This window comes from Flavobacterium sp. PLA-1-15 (genome assembly GCF_049060005.1).
In the GTDB taxonomy this organism is placed as follows: domain Bacteria; phylum Bacteroidota; class Bacteroidia; order Flavobacteriales; family Flavobacteriaceae; genus Flavobacterium.
Genome location: NZ_JBMGQS010000001.1, coordinates 188823 through 205531 on the forward strand (window position 1 = coordinate 188823; position 16709 = coordinate 205531).

General features: G+C 37.6%; 15 protein-coding genes. 11 read left to right on the forward strand and 4 right to left on the reverse strand.

The window, feature by feature from the left end; genetic code table 11:
- Positions 1-174 precede the first annotated feature (174 nt).
- From ACI6PS_RS00855 to ACI6PS_RS00880, 6 genes are all read left to right on the forward strand, one after another.
- Complete coding sequence (locus ACI6PS_RS00855; RefSeq protein WP_421010647.1) at positions 175-2046, forward strand: OmpA family protein; 1872 nt, start codon at positions 175-177, stop codon at positions 2044-2046.
- A 144-nt stretch (positions 2047-2190) separates the two neighbouring features.
- Complete coding sequence (locus ACI6PS_RS00860; protein ID WP_421010648.1) at positions 2191-2571, forward strand: BlaI/MecI/CopY family transcriptional regulator; 381 nt, start codon at positions 2191-2193, stop codon at positions 2569-2571.
- 10 nt (positions 2572-2581) lie between these two features.
- The gene (locus ACI6PS_RS00865) at positions 2582-4294 is read left to right on the forward strand and encodes a M56 family metallopeptidase (protein ID WP_421010649.1); all 1713 of its coding nucleotides are present in this window, start codon (positions 2582-2584) and stop codon (positions 4292-4294) included.
- A 76-nt stretch (positions 4295-4370) separates the two neighbouring features.
- Positions 4371-6815, forward strand: coding sequence for a TonB-dependent receptor domain-containing protein (locus tag ACI6PS_RS00870; protein ID WP_421010650.1), 2445 nt, complete (start codon positions 4371-4373; stop codon positions 6813-6815).
- A 175-nt stretch (positions 6816-6990) separates the two neighbouring features.
- Positions 6991-7578 carry a tRNA-(ms[2]io[6]A)-hydroxylase gene (locus ACI6PS_RS00875; protein WP_421010867.1) on the forward strand — a complete coding sequence of 196 codons (588 nt, stop codon included), beginning with the start codon at positions 6991-6993 and terminating at the stop codon, positions 7576-7578.
- A gap of 82 nt (positions 7579-7660) precedes the next feature.
- Complete coding sequence (locus ACI6PS_RS00880; protein WP_421010651.1) at positions 7661-8161, forward strand: GNAT family N-acetyltransferase; 501 nt, start codon at positions 7661-7663, stop codon at positions 8159-8161.
- Positions 8162-8193: 32 nt separating this feature from the next.
- On the opposite strand, the gene ACI6PS_RS00885 is transcribed toward ACI6PS_RS00880, so the two are convergent.
- From ACI6PS_RS00885 to ACI6PS_RS00895, 3 genes are all read right to left on the reverse strand, one after another.
- Positions 8194-8763, reverse strand: coding sequence for a pentapeptide repeat-containing protein (locus ACI6PS_RS00885; RefSeq protein WP_421010652.1), 570 nt, complete (start codon positions 8761-8763; stop codon positions 8194-8196).
- 733 nt (positions 8764-9496) lie between these two features.
- Positions 9497-10843, reverse strand: a complete 1347-nt coding sequence (locus tag ACI6PS_RS00890; RefSeq protein WP_421010653.1) for a hypothetical protein — start codon at positions 10841-10843, stop codon at positions 9497-9499.
- A gap of 174 nt (positions 10844-11017) precedes the next feature.
- Positions 11018-12181: a DUF4062 domain-containing protein gene (locus ACI6PS_RS00895; protein WP_421010654.1), complete on the reverse strand. Its 1164-nt coding sequence runs from the start codon at positions 12179-12181 to the stop codon at positions 11018-11020.
- Positions 12182-12658: 477 nt separating this feature from the next.
- Between ACI6PS_RS00895 and ACI6PS_RS00900 the strand changes: the two genes are divergently transcribed.
- The 4 genes from ACI6PS_RS00900 (at position 12659) to ACI6PS_RS00915 (ending at position 15157) form a co-directional block, all read left to right on the forward strand.
- Positions 12659-13351 carry a hypothetical protein gene (locus ACI6PS_RS00900; RefSeq protein ID WP_421010655.1) on the forward strand — a complete coding sequence of 231 codons (693 nt, stop codon included), beginning with the start codon at positions 12659-12661 and terminating at the stop codon, positions 13349-13351.
- Between the two features lie 277 nt (positions 13352-13628).
- Entirely contained in the window at positions 13629-13991 is a 363-nt protein-coding gene (locus ACI6PS_RS00905) for a hypothetical protein (RefSeq protein WP_421010656.1), read from the forward strand.
- 102 nt (positions 13992-14093) lie between these two features.
- The gene (locus ACI6PS_RS00910; protein WP_421010657.1) at positions 14094-14753 is read left to right on the forward strand and encodes a VOC family protein; all 660 of its coding nucleotides are present in this window, start codon (positions 14094-14096) and stop codon (positions 14751-14753) included.
- 11 nt (positions 14754-14764) lie between these two features.
- On the forward strand, positions 14765-15157 hold the full coding sequence (locus ACI6PS_RS00915) for a VOC family protein (RefSeq protein WP_421010658.1): 393 nt from the start codon (positions 14765-14767) through the stop codon (positions 15155-15157).
- 37 nt (positions 15158-15194) lie between these two features.
- On the opposite strand, the gene ACI6PS_RS00920 is transcribed toward ACI6PS_RS00915, so the two are convergent.
- The gene (locus tag ACI6PS_RS00920; RefSeq protein WP_421010659.1) at positions 15195-15578 is read right to left on the reverse strand and encodes a Fur family transcriptional regulator; all 384 of its coding nucleotides are present in this window, start codon (positions 15576-15578) and stop codon (positions 15195-15197) included.
- A gap of 106 nt (positions 15579-15684) precedes the next feature.
- Here ACI6PS_RS00920 and ACI6PS_RS00925 point away from each other — a divergent pair, with 106 nt between their 5' ends.
- Positions 15685-16593, forward strand: coding sequence for an NAD(P)/FAD-dependent oxidoreductase (locus ACI6PS_RS00925; RefSeq protein WP_421010660.1), 909 nt, complete (start codon positions 15685-15687; stop codon positions 16591-16593).
- The last annotated feature ends 116 nt before the right edge of the window (positions 16594-16709 follow it).

Sequence of the window (16709 nt, forward strand, 5' to 3'; positions counted from 1 at the left end):
GTATGGGTTTTTTTTATGATTTTAGTGTCAGTTTACGAAATTATCAGTAGAATATCTGTAAAAGAAACAAAAACGATATATTTGTAGCTAAAGCCAATTATATGCTGACTTAATTGAGTATGAGTAGGAATGAAAAACTTATCGTCAATAATTAACCAAAAACCGATATCAAGAATGAAAAAAATATTTATAACAGCAGGACTGTTGCTGAGTTTTTTGTCTGGCTACAGTCAAAATAAAAATACCGAAAAAGCCGATAAATTATTCCAAGGCTATGAATATGTAAATGCATCGGAGGAATATTTAAAGTTAGTGAAAAGCAAGAAAGCAGATGGTTATGTGTATAAGCAATTGGCCGACAGCTACTACAATGTTTTCAATATGGAAGAGGCATCAAAATGGTATTCTAAAGCAGTTGAAAGCAAGCAGGATGCTGAAACCTATTACCGTTATGCACAAACCTTGAGAACATTGGGCAAATATTCTGAAGCAAACAAGCAAATGGACAAATTCGCCTCGATGGCTTCTAGTGATAAAAGAGCAAAAGACCACAAGGCAAATCCAAATTATATTCCAAGCTTGACAAGCAACGACAAATTGTTTGATGTGTTTGATACAAAAATCAACAGTAAAGATCAGGCCGATTTTGGTGCTGTATTGTCAAACGACAATACTTTGTATTTTGTAAGTTCAAGAAATACAGGCAAAAAAACCGACAAATGGATCGACCAGCCTTATCTGGATATCTATCAATCGACGCGTAGCGAAGATGGAACTTTATCTGAGCCAAAAGCTGTTAGTGATTTGAATACGGCTTATCATGACGGACCTTTAACAATGAGTGCCGATGGAAATACGATTTATTTTGCACGCGACAGCCACAGCGAAGGTTCTTATCAAAAAGACACCAAAAACAATGTGAAAGTAGGGCAGCAAGGGATTTACAAAGCAACGAAAGTGAATGGAAATTGGACCAACATTCAAGCTTTGCCCATCAATAGTACAAAATATTCAGTAGGAAATCCGAGTCTGAGTAAAGATGGCAAGACTTTGTATTTTGCTTCTAATATGCCGGGAGGTAAAGGCGAAACTGATATCTGGAAAATCAGCATTAATAATAATTCCTACGGAAAACCAGAAAACTTAGGGTCAAAAGTAAACACTTCAGGCAGAGAAACATTTCCTTGCATAGCCGATGACAATGTTCTTTATTTTGCTTCTAGCGGAAGACAAGGCTTAGGAGGTTTGGATATTTTTAAATTGGATTTGAACGACAAAGATGCAGAGGTTTTAAACCTTGGGAAGCCTGTCAATACCGAGAAAGATGATTTCTCTTTCAGTTTGAATTTGACTAAAAATGTTGGTTATTTTTCATCCAATAGAACAGGAAAAGACAATATTTACTTGGCTGTTCCCGTATGTGGAGTTGAAGCAGTTGCCGTTGTGAAAGACAAAAAAACAGGTAAGATTTTAGCAGATGCAAAAGTTTCCATCTTGGACAGCAAAAATAACGTGATCGCAACAAAACAAAGTAACGCTTCGGGAGAAGTTTCATATAAAGTAGAATGCAATACAGAATATGTTCTGCAAGCTTCAAAAAATGATTATGATCCCGCAACTTCAAATATTGCAAAAACCAAGTCAGGGAAAATATCAGTTTCACTTGATTTGCAACCGGTTGAAGTAGTTGTTACTGATAGAGAAGTATTGTTGGATAATATTTATTTTGAATACAACAAAAGCAATATAACTGCTCAAGGAGCAAAGGAATTGGACAAATTAGTAAAGGTCTTGAACACAAATCCTTTGATGAAAATTTTTGTAAAAGCGCATACAGACACAAATGGTGGAGCAGATTACAATCTGAAATTATCAGATCAAAGAGCACAATCCACCGTTCAATATGTGATTTCTAAAGGAGTTAGCAAGGATAGGATTTCTGGAAAAGGTTTCGGATTTACAGAGTTAAAAGTGAATTGTAAGCCATGTACCGAAGAGCAAGATGCTCAAAATAGACGTTCTGAATTTTTAATTGTAAAAGATTAATACAAATCAAATTTATTAAATCAACCCGCACAATCACTGCGGGTTTTTTTATGAACTTAATTTTTAGAAAACTTTAACAACTAATAATCTAATCGTACGAAATTTTTCCTACCTTTGAATTGTTCAAATAAAATAAAAAGTACAATGCAATCCGAACCTACAAAATCCGAATTAGAAATCCTCCAAATCCTATGGCAGTTTGGACCATCGACTGTTCGTTTTGTAAACGATCAGTTGAACGAACAGAAAAGGGCCGTCCAATATACATCAACCTTAAAATTGATGCAGATCATGACCGAAAAAGGAATGCTTGAAAGTGATAAATCAAGTATGAAGCACATTTATACTCCAACAATCGAAGAGAAAAAAACCAAGGGCTTTCTGCTTGAAAAATTTGTCGATACGATGTACAACGGTTCAAGCAGCAGTTTGATGATGCAACTTCTGGGCAATAAAAAAACTTCTAAAACTGAAATCGAAGAAATCAGAAAAATGCTTGATAAATTAGATAATCATCCATCTTAAATTCAATAATATGTTTACGATCAGCGACACATTATTAAAAGCAATTTCTTGGACGCTTGTCCACACAATCTGGCAAGGATTTGTTTTGGCTTTCTTGGCCGGAATTGTTATTCTGACGACAAAAAAGGCAACTTCTCTTTTGCGGTATAATTTACTTTCGGGTTTATTTATTGCGTTTATAGCAGCCGCAGGATTTACCTTTAATTATGAATACCAAAATGAAAATACCGAAAGCGTAACGTCACTCAATTTTTCGATTGAAAATATGCAATCGGTTTGGAAAGTGGAGAATGGCACTGTTTCCAACAACCTTTCAGTATTGGTCATTGATTTTCTAAATGCAAATGCGAATACGATTGTACTGATTTGGTTCATCATTTTTTGTATAAAAGCCTTCAGTATTACGAGTAATTTGAGTCATATTTATAAGATTAGAAATTATAGAAATCAACCCGTTTCCGACTATTGGAAGGAAAGATTGAAAACGCTAAGTCAAACTATTCACCTCAAAAAGCATATTGTCTTGTTGGAATCACAATTGGTAAAAGTGCCTTCTGTAACAGGATTTTTTAAACCGATTATTTTATTGCCAATTGGAATGCTTTCGCAATTGCCACAAGACCAAGTAGAAGCTATATTATTGCACGAATTGGCACACATCAGAAGAAAAGATTATTTCGTAAACCTACTTCAAAGCTTTGCCGAAATTGTGTTCTTCTTCAATCCGGGCGTACTTTGGGTTTCATCTATCATTAAGGAGGAGAGGGAGAATTGCTGTGATGACATTGCCGTTTCGGTAACGCAATGCAAGACAAGATTCGTCCACGCCTTGATTTCATTTCAAGAATACAATATGAAGAACAACGAATTGATTATGGGCTTTGGCGGAAAGAAAAATCATCTTCTGAATCGTGCAAAGCGCATCATCAACAACGATACAAAATCGTTGAATGGCATTGAAAAGACATTTCTTTCAATTGCTGTTTGTGCGGTAATTATAACGATGTTGGCCTTTGGTAATTCAAAAATGAATCCTTCTGAAAATAGTTTTAAAGAAAAGAGAACGGAGAGAACCACTTCAGAAGAAGTTACTACAACCTCTGATGCAAAGAATAAGATTCAAGAAGTAAAGAAGGTTTCTGAAACTACCGAAACCAAAACTGTAACCACGACCACAACTAATGGAAGTGAATACAGTGATGTGGTGGCGCCAAAACCAGCAGCAATGACCGAAGCCGAAGCAAAAAGAATTTCTGAAATGGATGAGGCTCAAAAAGAAGATTTAAAAAGCCAGAAAGCAGAACTAGACAGAAAAGAAACCGATTTTGAAAGAGACAAGCAGGAAGCTATAAGAAAAGCAGATGCAAAAAGAAGCATCAGCAAAACGGTGACCACTTATGAGAAAACTTCGGTAACCGATAATAAAAAGACCGAAAGAGAACGAATCGTCATCACGGCTGATAAGGTTTGGGATGATCCCGACAAAATTTCTCAAAACATCATTGTCGATTTGGCTTCAGAAAAAATTATCTCAGGAACCATCAATCTTTCTTTTAGTCTTTCAGACACCAAATTAGAGGTTAATGGAAAAATTCAATCCGACTCGGTTCATAAAAGATTCAAGCAGAAATATTTGGTAAAGGTTCAAAGTAAGCATCCTGTTTCCGACAAGATATCTATTGTTTATAACTATGACATTTCTAATCTTGTAGCCTGTAACTAAATCATTTATTATTCGACTAATCAACGAATAATGCAATCATAAAAAAATCAATCATCAATCAAATCACGAACATCCAATGCATCATCTATTCAAACTGGTACTGCTGTACTTTTTAGTACTCTTTACTTCCTCACTGCAAGCACAAACCAACGGGAAAATTACGGGAACAATCAAGAGTTCTAATAATGAGCCATTAGAAATCGTACTCATCACACTGGTTTCGGCTTCCGATAATTCCCTTGTCAAAACCACTTTTCCCGAAGCAAACGGAAACTTTGAGTTCACCAATCTTGCCGATAACAACTATCTGCTAGTGATCGATCAGTTGGGATTCAAAACTTATCAATCACAACCCATTGCCATCCAGCAAAACAATGTTGTATTTCCGCTTATCCAGTTGGAAACAGAAGAAGTCAACAAGTTGGACGAAGTAGTCATCGAAAAGAAAAAGGCATTCGTAGAAAATAAAATTGACCGAACGGTTGTAAATGTCGATGCAATGATGTCAGCCGCAGGTTCGGATGCTATGGATGTATTGGAAAAATCACCAGGAATCATCATCGACCAAAACGGAACCATTACCTACAAAGGGAAAAGCGGTGTTACCGTTTTTATCGACGATAAGCCGACGTATCTTTCAGGTGCCGAATTGGAAGCCTACCTAAAATCACTTCCGGCGTCAACGCTCAACCAGATTGAGTTTATGACCAATCCGCCTGCAAAATACGATGCGGCAGGAAGCGCAGGAATCATCAACATCAAAACCAAGAAAAGCAATGCAAGAGGCTTCAACGGCAGTTTTTCTACCCGTGTTTCACAAGGAAAACGAATGGTCAACCGCAACAGTTTGAACCTTAATTATACCGATGGGAAGATCCGCCTATACGGAAATGTAAGTTATGCAAAGCAAGAAGCGGTTACCGATTTGTACATCTTCAGAAGATATAAGAACGAAGATTTAAGCACCAAAACCTTGTTTGACCAGAACAGTCTGATGGAGAATGAAAATAAGAATGCCAATGCCAAGATTGGTTTGGATTTTTATGCTTCAGAAAAGACAACTTTGGGAATTAGTGTCAACGGTTTTTTGCGTACGGGTTCAGGAAATTCAGATGTTAGAAGCGTGCTTACGAATGCATCTTCTGTAATTGATTCTACTATTATTGCAGATAATTCCACTAGAGATAAATTCAAAAATGGTAGTGTAACGTTCAATTACAGCCGTGATTTTAATGAAGGCAAAAGGCTTACCGCCGATGCCGATTTCTTGACCTATTCTAACAGAACCGATCAACGTTTCAGGAATTACATCTACCAGCCGGACAATACCCTGAGCAACAGTGATGAACTAGTAGGGAAGTTGCCATCCAAGATTTCAATTTATTCCTTCAAAACCGATTATACACATCCTTTGAAGAACGAAGGATTACTGGAAGCAGGTTATAAAATCAGTCATTCGGAAACCGATAATGTGGCCGATTATGCAGATGTTGTGGGTGGAAACGAAACACCAAACTACGACACCAGCAACCATTTCCGCTACAACGAAATCATCAATGCGGCGTATGTGAATTTCAACAAAAGCTACAACCGATTTTCATTTCAAACAGGATTGCGACTCGAAACCACTATTTCCAAAGGAAACCAATTGGGCAATATCATGAAACCGGCTTCGCAGTTCAAGCGTGATTATACCAATCTTTTCCCGACGATTTATGTGCAATATAAATTGGATTCGATAGGGGACAATCAGTTGGTGATGAACTACGGAAAACGCATCAGTCGTCCGTATTATCAGGATTTGAATCCGTTTTTGAGTCCGCTGGACAAGTTTACGTTCTATTCTGGAAACCCTTATCTGAACCCATCTTTCGGACATAATGTGGAACTTTCCTACCGTTACAAAGGCAATTTCAGTACAACATTGGCCTACGGAAAATCGAAAGATGACATCAATGAAACCATCGAAATAAGAGAAGGCATCTATTACAGCCGACCGGGAAATATAGGCGAAAGCCAATTTCTGAGCTGGAGCACACAATCGGATTTTAATGTGACCAAATGGTTTTCAAGCAGTATTTATACCGAAGTAGCCTATATGCAATACGATAGCGAATTATATACCGAAGGATTGAATTCTTCAGGAACGTTCTTCCATTTTTCTTCAAACAACAGATTCAAGATCGACAAAAACTGGTCGGCAGAGTTGAGCGGCAGATATACGTCAGAAATGACTTCTTCACAATTTACGCTGGGCGAAGTGGCAAGCATCAACCTTGGAATTCAAAGAAAAGTATTTGGTGATAGAGGAATGTTACGACTAAACGCAAACGACATCTTCTACATGGGCATCCGTAACGGTGTCATCAACAACCTGAAACTGACCGATGCCACTTGGAAAAACAAACCCGACAGCCGTTTTGTAGCCTTGACGTTTACGTATTCTTTCGGAAAAGCCTTCCAAGCAAAATCACAAGAACGTTCAGGAGCTGAAAGCGAACAAAGCCGTGTGAAAGGGTAATTAATTTGTAGGTTTTTAAACTTTGCGTCTTAGTGCCTTTGCGAGCAATATTCTCTCGCAAAGGCGCTAAGACGCAAAGTAAGATTCGTAAACTTTTAAGAAAGACCAACAACAATTAACGCCTTCTTATTTCAGAAATTTGTAAATTTGCCCCTCATTCAATTTTACTATTATGATGTTACGTCTTCAATTGCCAACCGACCCAAGATGGGTGAATATTGTAGAGAAAAATATAGAAGAAATCCTAACTGATCACGCTTGGTGCGAACAAAAGGCCGCTTCAAATGCCATTACCATCATTACCATCAATTCAGAATATCCAGACTTAGTGACTGATATGTTGGCGCTTGCCAAAGAAGAAATCGAGCACTTCGAGATGGTACACGAAATCATCAAGAAGCGCGGTTTGACATTAGGCCGTGAACGAAAAGACGAATATGTTGGCGAGCTGGCCCAATACATGAAACGAAGCAATACGGGAAGCCGTGTTTCGGGATTTGTAGAAAGAATGCTGTTCTCGGCCATGATCGAAGCCAGAAGTTGTGAACGTTTCAAGGTCCTTTCAGAAAATATCAACGACGAGGAACTGTCGAAATTCTACTGGGATTTGATGGAGAGCGAAGCAGGACATTACACCACATTTATCACATACGCTAGAAAATACGGCCACGGAATTGACGTTGAAAAGCGTTGGAGGGAATGGCTGGAATTCGAAGCAACCGTAATCGCAAAATACGGAAAATCAGAGACGATACACGGATAGAGTAGTTTAGGTTGTAAGTTATAGGTTTTCAACTGCAACCTACAACCTACAACTTATAACCTAGAACCCAAAACCTACAACCATGACCATCATCCCCGCAACCCCATCCGATTTCCCAACAATAAAAGCCTTGGCCTATGCCATCTGGCCGGATACTTATGGTGCTATTCTATCGCAGGAGCAACTGGAATATATGCTGGGTGCGTTCTATTCTGAGGAGGCATTGCTCGAGAATTATATGGAAAAGGGACACCGTTTTCTGTTGGTAAAGGAAGACGATACCGTGCTGGGGTTTGCTTCCTATGAGCATCTGTATAAAGAAACCAATACCACGCGCATCCATAAAATCTATCTTTTGCCGGAAACGCAGGGAAGGGGATTGGGCAAGCTTTTGATCCAGGAGATAGAGAAGATTTCGTTGGAGAACCACGCCGATAAGCTTTCACTAAATGTCAACCGTTACAACAAGGCACAGCATTTCTACAAGAAGATAGGTTTTGAAATTGTAGACGAGGAAGATATAGAGCTAGAATTTGGGTACTTGATGGAAGATTATGTGATGGAAAAATTGTTGGTTAGATAAAAGAATAAATAATAGAAATAAAAAATAAAGAATCACTTCACAACAATATCATGTTTAGCAAGCAGTCCTTTCAGTCCCTCGATTGAAAAGACTGCTTTTTTGATTTTAGTCTTTTCCGGATCGATCGTGTAGTTATAGCTGGTGCTGAAATCGGCCTTGATGGCGATGGCTTTGTCGAATTCTGAGCGGTAGAGGTCACAGTTATCGAAGAGTACTTCGGTTAGGTCGGTAGCCATAAAATCTACGGCGATGAGACTGCAGTTGGTAAAGGTGGTTCCCTTGATTTTTAGGGTGTAGAATTTGGAGAAATCAAGGATACAATTGTTGAAATGGATTTCGAAGATAAGCTTGTCACACATGGCGAAGTTGACCTCCTTGATCTTGCATTTGTTGAAAGTTACAGTGCGGAAGGCGACATAATTGATCTTGGCGGTGTTGAAATTGCAATTGTTGAACGTGCAATCGATAAAGGTGACGCCTACAAATGTGGCTTCGGTAAAATCACATTGGTTGAAAACGCACCCCTCAAAATCGGTATGGTCTAGGGTTTCCTTGGTGTAGGTTTGGTGGGTGTAGGTCTTGTCGAGTTCGTACTTGGGCATTGGTGCGGTTTGCTTACGGGGGTAAAGGTAAGGATTATTTTTAGGTGGAAGGTTTTGGGTTTTGGGTGCAGGGGGATGCTTTGTTGGTATATTGGGAAAGTCCTTCGGTGCATCAAGAAGTTCTTCCGGCTTACCAAGAAGCTCTTCCGGCGCTTCAGAAACTCCTTCGGCGCCTCAGAAATGGTTTCGGCGCACCAAGAAGCTCCTTCGGTGCCTCAGAAATCATTCCGGCGCATCAAGAAGTTCTTCCGGCGCCTCAGAAATTGTTTCGGCGTACCAAGAAGCTCTTTCGGCGCCTCAGAAATTGTTTCGGCGCACCAAGAAGCTCTTTCGGCGTACTAAGAAATTCTTTCGGAGGAGTGTTTTTGTTTATTGATTATAAGTAATATCCCCAATCTTGTCATCCCGACGCAGGAGGGATCTCCACGAGTAGCTCAAACTTGACTCTTAAACTGCAGTTGAGGCGAACGAAGGAGGAAACTATAATCTGAAGTATGGCTTGCATCGTTACTTGTGGAGATTGCTTCGCCAGTTTGCTATCGCTCGTGTCCTCCTGCGTCGGGATGACAAGTTTATGGAAATGGATTACTGGTGGAGTTTGGAGAGCGGAATAAAAACTGCAAGTTTGGCTTGCAGTTTTGTTTTAGATTGTGTCTATGTGAAGGGACTTCTTGGGACTTCTTTGCTAATTTTGTTGGGCACGAGCATAATGCTCTCACTAGTTGTGGAGTGATTATAAATCATCAAAATCGCCAAAATCGAAATCGCCAAAATCCTCTTTAAATACTCTTTGTGCTAAAATTAACTCTTCTTTTAAAACATTTTTGAAATCTTCTTTAAAATGGATAGTTTGACTTTGCTGACTATCAATTTTAAGAGAACATTGAACATAAGCTTTTATAAAAGGATTGGAAAAATAGTAAGTATTATGATTTTCATTAAATCTTAAAATCTCGGATCTATTTGGCTCAGTAAATTCGTCAATATATTTTTTAAGATTATTTCCACGATAGTTAATATTACCTTTTTGAATACTTTCCTTTAACTCTGCAATTGTAAAATTTTCTTTTCCTAAAGTTATAATATAACCTAATAAATCTAATGGGTTTTCATTTTTTCTTGTGTGAATAGTCTTTGTAGCTTGTTCAAAAATTGCTTTAAAAGAATCGGAGTTTTCTTCAACATATTCAACCATTGCCTCGTTAAATCGTTGGGATTGAATTTTAGTAAGCTTACCTTTAGTCTTAAAAACATCATTTAACTCACAAAGTAAAAGGCAAAGTTGATGTGTAACTGCAGGTAAACCACTAGAGTATGTTACAATTCTATTTGTTACATTATCTGAAAATTTGACATTTAGTAATTTTTCACCAGTTTCAATTATTCTTTTCAAATTATCGTGGGACATAAGTGGCACTTCAAGTTCAGAAATTCTGCTCTTCATTTCTGAATCGTATTGCACAACCTCTCTGGCAGAATTTACTGCTCCTAAAGCAATGATTTTTAAATTTGGAAATTCCACTGAAGCATCCATAAAGACTTTCATTATTTGAGCCATTTGCTTCTTGTGTGATTCTTCTATTTTGTGAAAATCTTCAATTACCCAAACTAGATTAGCTGTGCCAATAAATTTAGCAAGTGTTTGAGGCGTAATTGGAAGTTCGACAGCTCTTTTTTGAGAAAACTTTGTATCTCCTTTTGTTTCAGCTTTTAAACCAGCTTTTAATATCCAAAATGATGCTTCTAGATTTCCTCCGACCGCATTTGTTTCAATTACATCTTTTTGATTTGGGTAGTATATATCAAGTTGGTTAAATGCATCAACTACTATATCTTGAATGGTCATTCCTGTGATGCAGCTAGTTTTAATATAATTTATACCGAATTCTTTTAGTTTTTTAAATAACAAAGTAGTTTTACCAACTCCTGAAAAACCATAAATGATAATTTGTTTACCACTCGTTCTTATTGCTCTATCAACCCTTCGATTAATTTCATTTCTTTCGACAAATGATACATCTGCCGGTTTGCTTGGCGTGAATACTTCTCCAAGATTATAATTTTTTATTTTTTCTGCCATATTGTTAATTCTTTTTTTTACTTCTTGGAATATTATTACTAATGTTTTTTTTACTTTGCGCTAGTTACGAAAATTGGACTACAAACTCTTGGTTGGTCATTATCAAGTTATGAAAGAAATACATTCTAGGAACAACAAAACGATCAAGTAACTAAGCTTTTAGCTAAAGCTCATTTAAATGTTTTTATATACCTCTGAAGCTATAGATAAACTAACTTCAATTCTATTGATCAAATCCCTAAGTTTATCAGTAACATTTTTTCTAGCGGCATTTAATTCCTTCGACATTCTTGGTAGTGATTCGATAGTTATAAGAAATCCATTAGTGCTTTCTATGGTTTTAGGAATGTTGTCAATCAAATTTTTTAAAGAAACTTTTAGTTCGTTAATTTCTTCCTTTTTATTTTCAAAATCAGATTTATAAATATTTATAAGTTTAGAAAATGAGTCAATTCCTTTTTCAAAATTTGAAAAATAAATTGGAATTTCTGGTTCAATTCTATTTGCGAAATCATTCATCGCATTTGCTGTTTTAACAAAAATGTTTCTTTGCACTTTGAAACTAATTGGTTGATTATGATTTTGTGCAACTAATTTGTCAATTTCCTTAGTTTTTTTATTCATTTCATTTCCAACCCACCTCGTTGCTTCACTAATTATATTTAATGAATGATTTGAAATAGCAAAGGAGTCCTCAATCAGTTCTTGATAATCTAAAATTCCAAATTCTTCTTCTATAATAATTTCGGCAATTTGTAAAATGTCTTCATTCTTTTCAACTTCTGCTACTGGCAATACTGATATTTTTTTTAAGGTTTCAATTCTTGCTGGAATATGTGTTCGCAAGAATCTACATAAATCTTCATTTTGGTCAAAATCCCAAAATAAAATATTTTTTTCTCCTAACGAAGATTTAAATTTTTTGACTTTTGACAATTGATCTGGATCAATATCGTCAAATGTAGCCGGAAGTGCATTCTTAAAGTAAAATAATATTTGAATTGAACTGGGGTCTTTTAAAAATCGTAAATGTGCTAACTCAAACTCTTCCTCTGTTCCAGAACCAAATAATTTTGTTGGTGTTCCAAATCTCATCCAAAGTAGACCAATAAATAAATCGTATTGAGGAATATCATTATTAATTAAATCTTGAACACCAGTATTGCTAATTCCAGGAGCTGAATTGGTTTCCCATTTTAAGACTTCAATAATTATATTATTTTGATTTCCATAATTAAAGTTTAATTCTGAAACTACTGCGTCGATTGATTCTCTTTCTTCAGTCAAATCTGAAGGTGACGCAAGAAATATTCTATACTTACTTATATTTTCTGGCATAATTATAAAATTAAATTTATGTGATAAATTTTAGGTTACTTACTATTTGCATCATGGTTGGGTTTCATCTTACTTATTTATATGGTAAATAAACTTTTTTAATTCTTGGTATTAAATATATAGACTTTCTCTATTCTTTTTTATAAATGTACTATATTTTTTGTCATCTAAATTTTCCCAAAGTTATTTACTGATGATTAATAAGGAAGTACGGTCTTCCGTAATCTGTAAAAAAATGTTTAATGATAAAGTAGTGATTTATTTACGAAATTGAAGAATGTGGCATGGAGTGGCTGTGTATCTGTGTTTCTTGCCAATTAAATAGATATGTAGAATATAATTAAATATTTTTTTGAAAAATGTTTACCTGAATACTATTTAAAAGGATTTTTTTGTATTTTGGACGTAGAGAAAAACCCCAAGTTTTTTGATGTGATACCCAATATGACGATGTAATTAACTTTAAATCTAAATATTATGGGAAAGAAAAAGCCAAGTTTGAAAATGCGCAACGAGGAGTATTCTGTTGCGGGCAGGTTTGTTCAAGAGAGTTTTAAAGAGGACCGAAAGGAACTGGAAAAACTGTCGAACGAGTTTGATGTTGCGTATGAAAATGCGTTTGACAATCAGCTTGAGGTGGTTGAGGAAATGGAGCAGGGGCTCGGGATTACTCAACAGCAGAAGGATGCAACGAAATTGTTGCATGTGAAGACGGACGAGATGGACAAGGAAATGAACTCGCTTTCGTTTCGATTAGGGAAAATTGGGGTGGACACAGCACTGGTGACGAAGGCGAAAAAGCAACTGAACAGCGGTAATGTTGAGGGGGCTTGCAAGAGCGTTGAGGGTTTGGTTCAGCTGGTTAAGGAACGCAGCGGCGAACTGGAATCGAAGGGGATGAAGAAGGAATATCCTGAGGATTTGAAGAATCGGAATGAAACGATGCGCCAGCTGAATGAGAGGCAAAACTTACACATGAATGCTGGTAAAGGTGTTACTGAGGCTGAGAAGGCGGAGTACAAGAAGCTGTATGCGTTTATCCAGAATATTTGCAAGGCCGGAAGGATTGTTTTTGACGGCAAGGCTAAGGAGGATGAATATACTATTTCGAAGTTGATCAAGAGGATGAGGGCTCCGGAGAGGAAAGATGATGAGGGTTTGACAGACTGAAAAGATTTAAGGACTTAGAGATTGAATAGCTCGGCTTTGTGCCGGGCTTTTTTTATAGACATGAGTTTAGGAATTATTACAATTTGTGGTTATCAGCCTAATAGGATATTATCACGGATTGTACTGATGTAAAGAAAATCCGTCGAAAATTATTAATACTATGGAGGCAGTAGCAGGATGATTTACTGAAATATTTCGAAAAAATAACCTCAATGAATGTTTTCAAAACAATGATTTTTATACTTTTATAAAACAATTAACCCCAAAACCTTCCCTTATGAAAACAATCTTCTCGATGGTATTGTTCTTCTTCATCTGCAACATGTCAGCACAAACTTCAGCCGAACTCATTGGAAAATGGCAACTGGTAAAATGGACCCACAACGGCAAAGAAAAAAGCCTTGTCGATACTTTCAAGACCGACCAAGTCTTCCAACTCTTTAAACCCGACGGAAAGTTTGAAAGCATCGTTGGCGATGAGGTACACCACAGCAAATGGAAGCTCTCCAAAGACAACAAAGAACTCACGATCGTATCGGCGCTATTGCCTATAAAATTCACCATCGACTATTTTGATGCAAAGAAAAGGATCATCACCCATGACACTATGGGAACCTTAGAGTACAAAAAGGTAGAGTAAAAGATAGAAGTACTGAAAGTCTGGCAAATGCCGGACTTTTTTTATGGCGCGAAGATGCCTACCTTTGAAAAACAGTTGCAACTATAATTAAAACACCCCAAAATGAATCTAGACCATATCGAAATTCTAAGCCACGACCTGAATGCCACCAAGCGTTTTTATGAAGAAGCACTCGGTCTTACAATTGTTTCACAGGATGCCGAATCGCTCACCATCAAAATAGGTTCCTCACTGCTCACCTTCAAAGACGGTACAGCAAAGCCAAAAGCAGTCTATCATTTGGCCTTTAATATCCCTCAAAATAAATTATCCGAAGCCATAGAATGGAGCAAAAACCGAATTGAATTGATCAAACAAGAAGAAGCCGTCCTGATTGCTAATTTTGAAAGCTGGAATGCCAATGCCGTCTATTTTTATGACAACAATGGCAATCTGTTGGAGTTTATTGCGCGAAAGGATCTTGATAATACACAAGCGGAGGTCTTTAGCAGTAACCAACTTCTAAACATCAGTGAAATTGGAATTGTAACCGACAATCCCGCAACACTCGGTGAAAAGTTTGCAGCAGAATATGGATTGAGCCTGTTTGAAAAAAATCAAAACAGCGAAGTCTTTACGGCAGTTGGCAACGACAATGGACTTTTGATTATTGTAAAAACCAACCGCAACTGGTATCCCACAACACTACCAGCAAAAAGCAATTGGACAAAAATAGGACTGACAAACAATGCACAAAGCAGTCTGATTGAAATCACATCATAAATAATTAGACAATGATAAAATTTGCTTACACCATATTATATGTACAAGATGTCACCAAAGCAGTGACATTTTATGAAGAAGCATTCGGCCTAACAAGAAAATTCATTTCACCCGATAACGATTATGCCGAACTGCTCGTTGGAGAAACAACCCTTTCTTTTGCTTCCGTAACATTGGCAAAATCAAATCTAGCAGATGGTTTCCAGGAGAGTAACCCAAACGAGAAACCATTCGGAATTGAAATCGGTTTCACCACCGAAAACGTAGAAGAAACAATTTTGAATGCAGAAAAAGCGGGAGCAGTTGTGATTGAAAAACCGAAAACAAAACCTTGGGGACAAACGGTTGCGTATCTACGCGATTTAGATGGTTTTCTGATCGAGATTTGTACCCCGATGGGATAGAAAAGCTTTAAATGTCTGGCGAATGCCGGGCTTTTTTTTAGGGTGTTTCAGTACAGTTTTTGCATACACCAGTCAGTACACAATTTACACCCTCCACGGCATATCCCTTAGGAATAGAAAACTCTACCGCCGTTGGCAGGCATTCCAGTGTCTGACATTGCGTGCACCTGAAGTGAAAATGGTGTTCGGCTTGTTTCTTTTCCTCGCATTTGTTGCAGATTGCAAAGTATTGCTTTCCGTCTTCGGCTACTATTCTATGTGTAATTCCGTCCTCACAAAAACTTTTAAGAATTCTATAAATGGTGGCACGGTCGGCAGTGATTTCCATTTTCTTCACAATGGCATCCTGGCTCATGGCCTTGCCACTGCTGGTGAGTAGCGCCAAAACAGCATCTTTTGAGGTTGTGTTTCTTCTTTTCATAGTTCAACTTTCACGGATTGTTATCGCAACAATGTTGCAATAGTAAAAATAATTAGTAACTTTGACAAGCAAGATACATACTAATCATTTTACAAATTTAAAGCAAATGAAAGAGCTTACCAATTTTGACGTCATTATCATTGGCGGAAGCTATGCAGGGCTTTCAGCAGGAATGTCCTTGGGGCGCTCCCTGCGCAAAGTTTTGATTATTGACAGCGGAAAACCCTGCAACCGACAGACACCCCATTCGCATAATTTCATTACCCATGATGGTGAAAAGCCAGCCTATATAGCACAGAAGGCAAAGGAGCAGGTTTTGCAGTATGACACGGTTCAATTCATAGACGATCTTGTTTCAGGTGCAAAGAAAACTGAAAATGGTTTCACTGTTACGACCCAATCGGGGAGGGTGTTTAATGCAAAGAAGATCATTTTTGCCTCAGGCGTCAAGGACACAATGCCCGATATAAAAGGCTTTGCCGATTGCTGGGGTATTTCGGTTATTCATTGTCCGTACTGCCACGGCTATGAATTCAAAAGCAAGAAAACGGCGATTATGGCCAATGCCGAAAGGGCTTTTCACTTGGCGATGCTAGTAAACAATTTAACTGACGACATTACCATCATAGCACCTTCAGTCAGTGAGTTTACAGAAGAGCAATTATTCAAATTAAAAACCCACAACATCGAAATCATTACGAAAGCGATAACTGACATTCAGCACGAGGAAGGTTATGTGCAACATCTAGTTTTTGAAGATGGCGAAAAGAGAAACTTTGAAGCAGTATATGCCGGAATACCGTTTGAGCAAAGTGCGACGCTGCCATTTGAATTAGGTTGCGAGCTGACCGAGATGGGACACATCAAGATTGATGCTTTTCAAAAGACAACCATAGAGGGAATTTTTGCATGCGGCGACAATTCTTCCCCAATGCGCTCGGTTGCGAATGCGGTACATGCAGGAAATCTTGCCGGAGCTATGGTCAATGCTGAAATAACCAAAGAACACTTTTAAATATTTCTACTGATGTACTCTATATTGTCGCAAGGCATTTAAAAAAAAGTAAGGTCCCTAATATTCGGGACCTTACTTTTTATCGTATTTCAATAGGTTGTAACTTCAACGCCTTG

Excerpts from the sequence above, each read along its gene's own strand:
- ACI6PS_RS00865 (WP_421010649.1), top strand. The coding sequence starts at position 2,582 with ATGTTTACGATCAGCGACACATTATTAAAAGCAATTTCTTGGACGCTT.
- ACI6PS_RS00885 (WP_421010652.1), bottom strand. The coding sequence starts at position 8,763 with ATGCCCAAGTACGAACTCGACAAGACCTACACCCACCAAACCTACACC.
- ACI6PS_RS00905 (WP_421010656.1), top strand. The coding sequence starts at position 13,629 with ATGAAAACAATCTTCTCGATGGTATTGTTCTTCTTCATCTGCAACATG.
- ACI6PS_RS00920 (WP_421010659.1), bottom strand. The coding sequence starts at position 15,578 with ATGAAAAGAAGAAACACAACCTCAAAAGATGCTGTTTTGGCGCTACTC.
- ACI6PS_RS00895 (WP_421010654.1), bottom strand. The coding sequence starts at position 12,181 with ATGCCAGAAAATATAAGTAAGTATAGAATATTTCTTGCGTCACCTTCA.
- ACI6PS_RS00890 (WP_421010653.1), bottom strand. The coding sequence starts at position 10,843 with ATGGCAGAAAAAATAAAAAATTATAATCTTGGAGAAGTATTCACGCCA.
- ACI6PS_RS00880 (WP_421010651.1), top strand. The coding sequence starts at position 7,661 with ATGACCATCATCCCCGCAACCCCATCCGATTTCCCAACAATAAAAGCC.
- ACI6PS_RS00860 (WP_421010648.1), top strand. The coding sequence starts at position 2,191 with ATGCAATCCGAACCTACAAAATCCGAATTAGAAATCCTCCAAATCCTA.
- ACI6PS_RS00910 (WP_421010657.1), top strand. The coding sequence starts at position 14,094 with ATGAATCTAGACCATATCGAAATTCTAAGCCACGACCTGAATGCCACC.
- ACI6PS_RS00900 (WP_421010655.1), top strand. The coding sequence starts at position 12,659 with ATGGGAAAGAAAAAGCCAAGTTTGAAAATGCGCAACGAGGAGTATTCT.
- ACI6PS_RS00925 (WP_421010660.1), top strand. The coding sequence starts at position 15,685 with ATGAAAGAGCTTACCAATTTTGACGTCATTATCATTGGCGGAAGCTAT.
- ACI6PS_RS00870 (WP_421010650.1), top strand. The coding sequence starts at position 4,371 with ATGCATCATCTATTCAAACTGGTACTGCTGTACTTTTTAGTACTCTTT.
- ACI6PS_RS00875 (WP_421010867.1), top strand. The coding sequence starts at position 6,991 with ATGTTACGTCTTCAATTGCCAACCGACCCAAGATGGGTGAATATTGTA.
- ACI6PS_RS00915 (WP_421010658.1), top strand. The coding sequence starts at position 14,765 with ATGATAAAATTTGCTTACACCATATTATATGTACAAGATGTCACCAAA.
- ACI6PS_RS00855 (WP_421010647.1), top strand. The coding sequence starts at position 175 with ATGAAAAAAATATTTATAACAGCAGGACTGTTGCTGAGTTTTTTGTCT.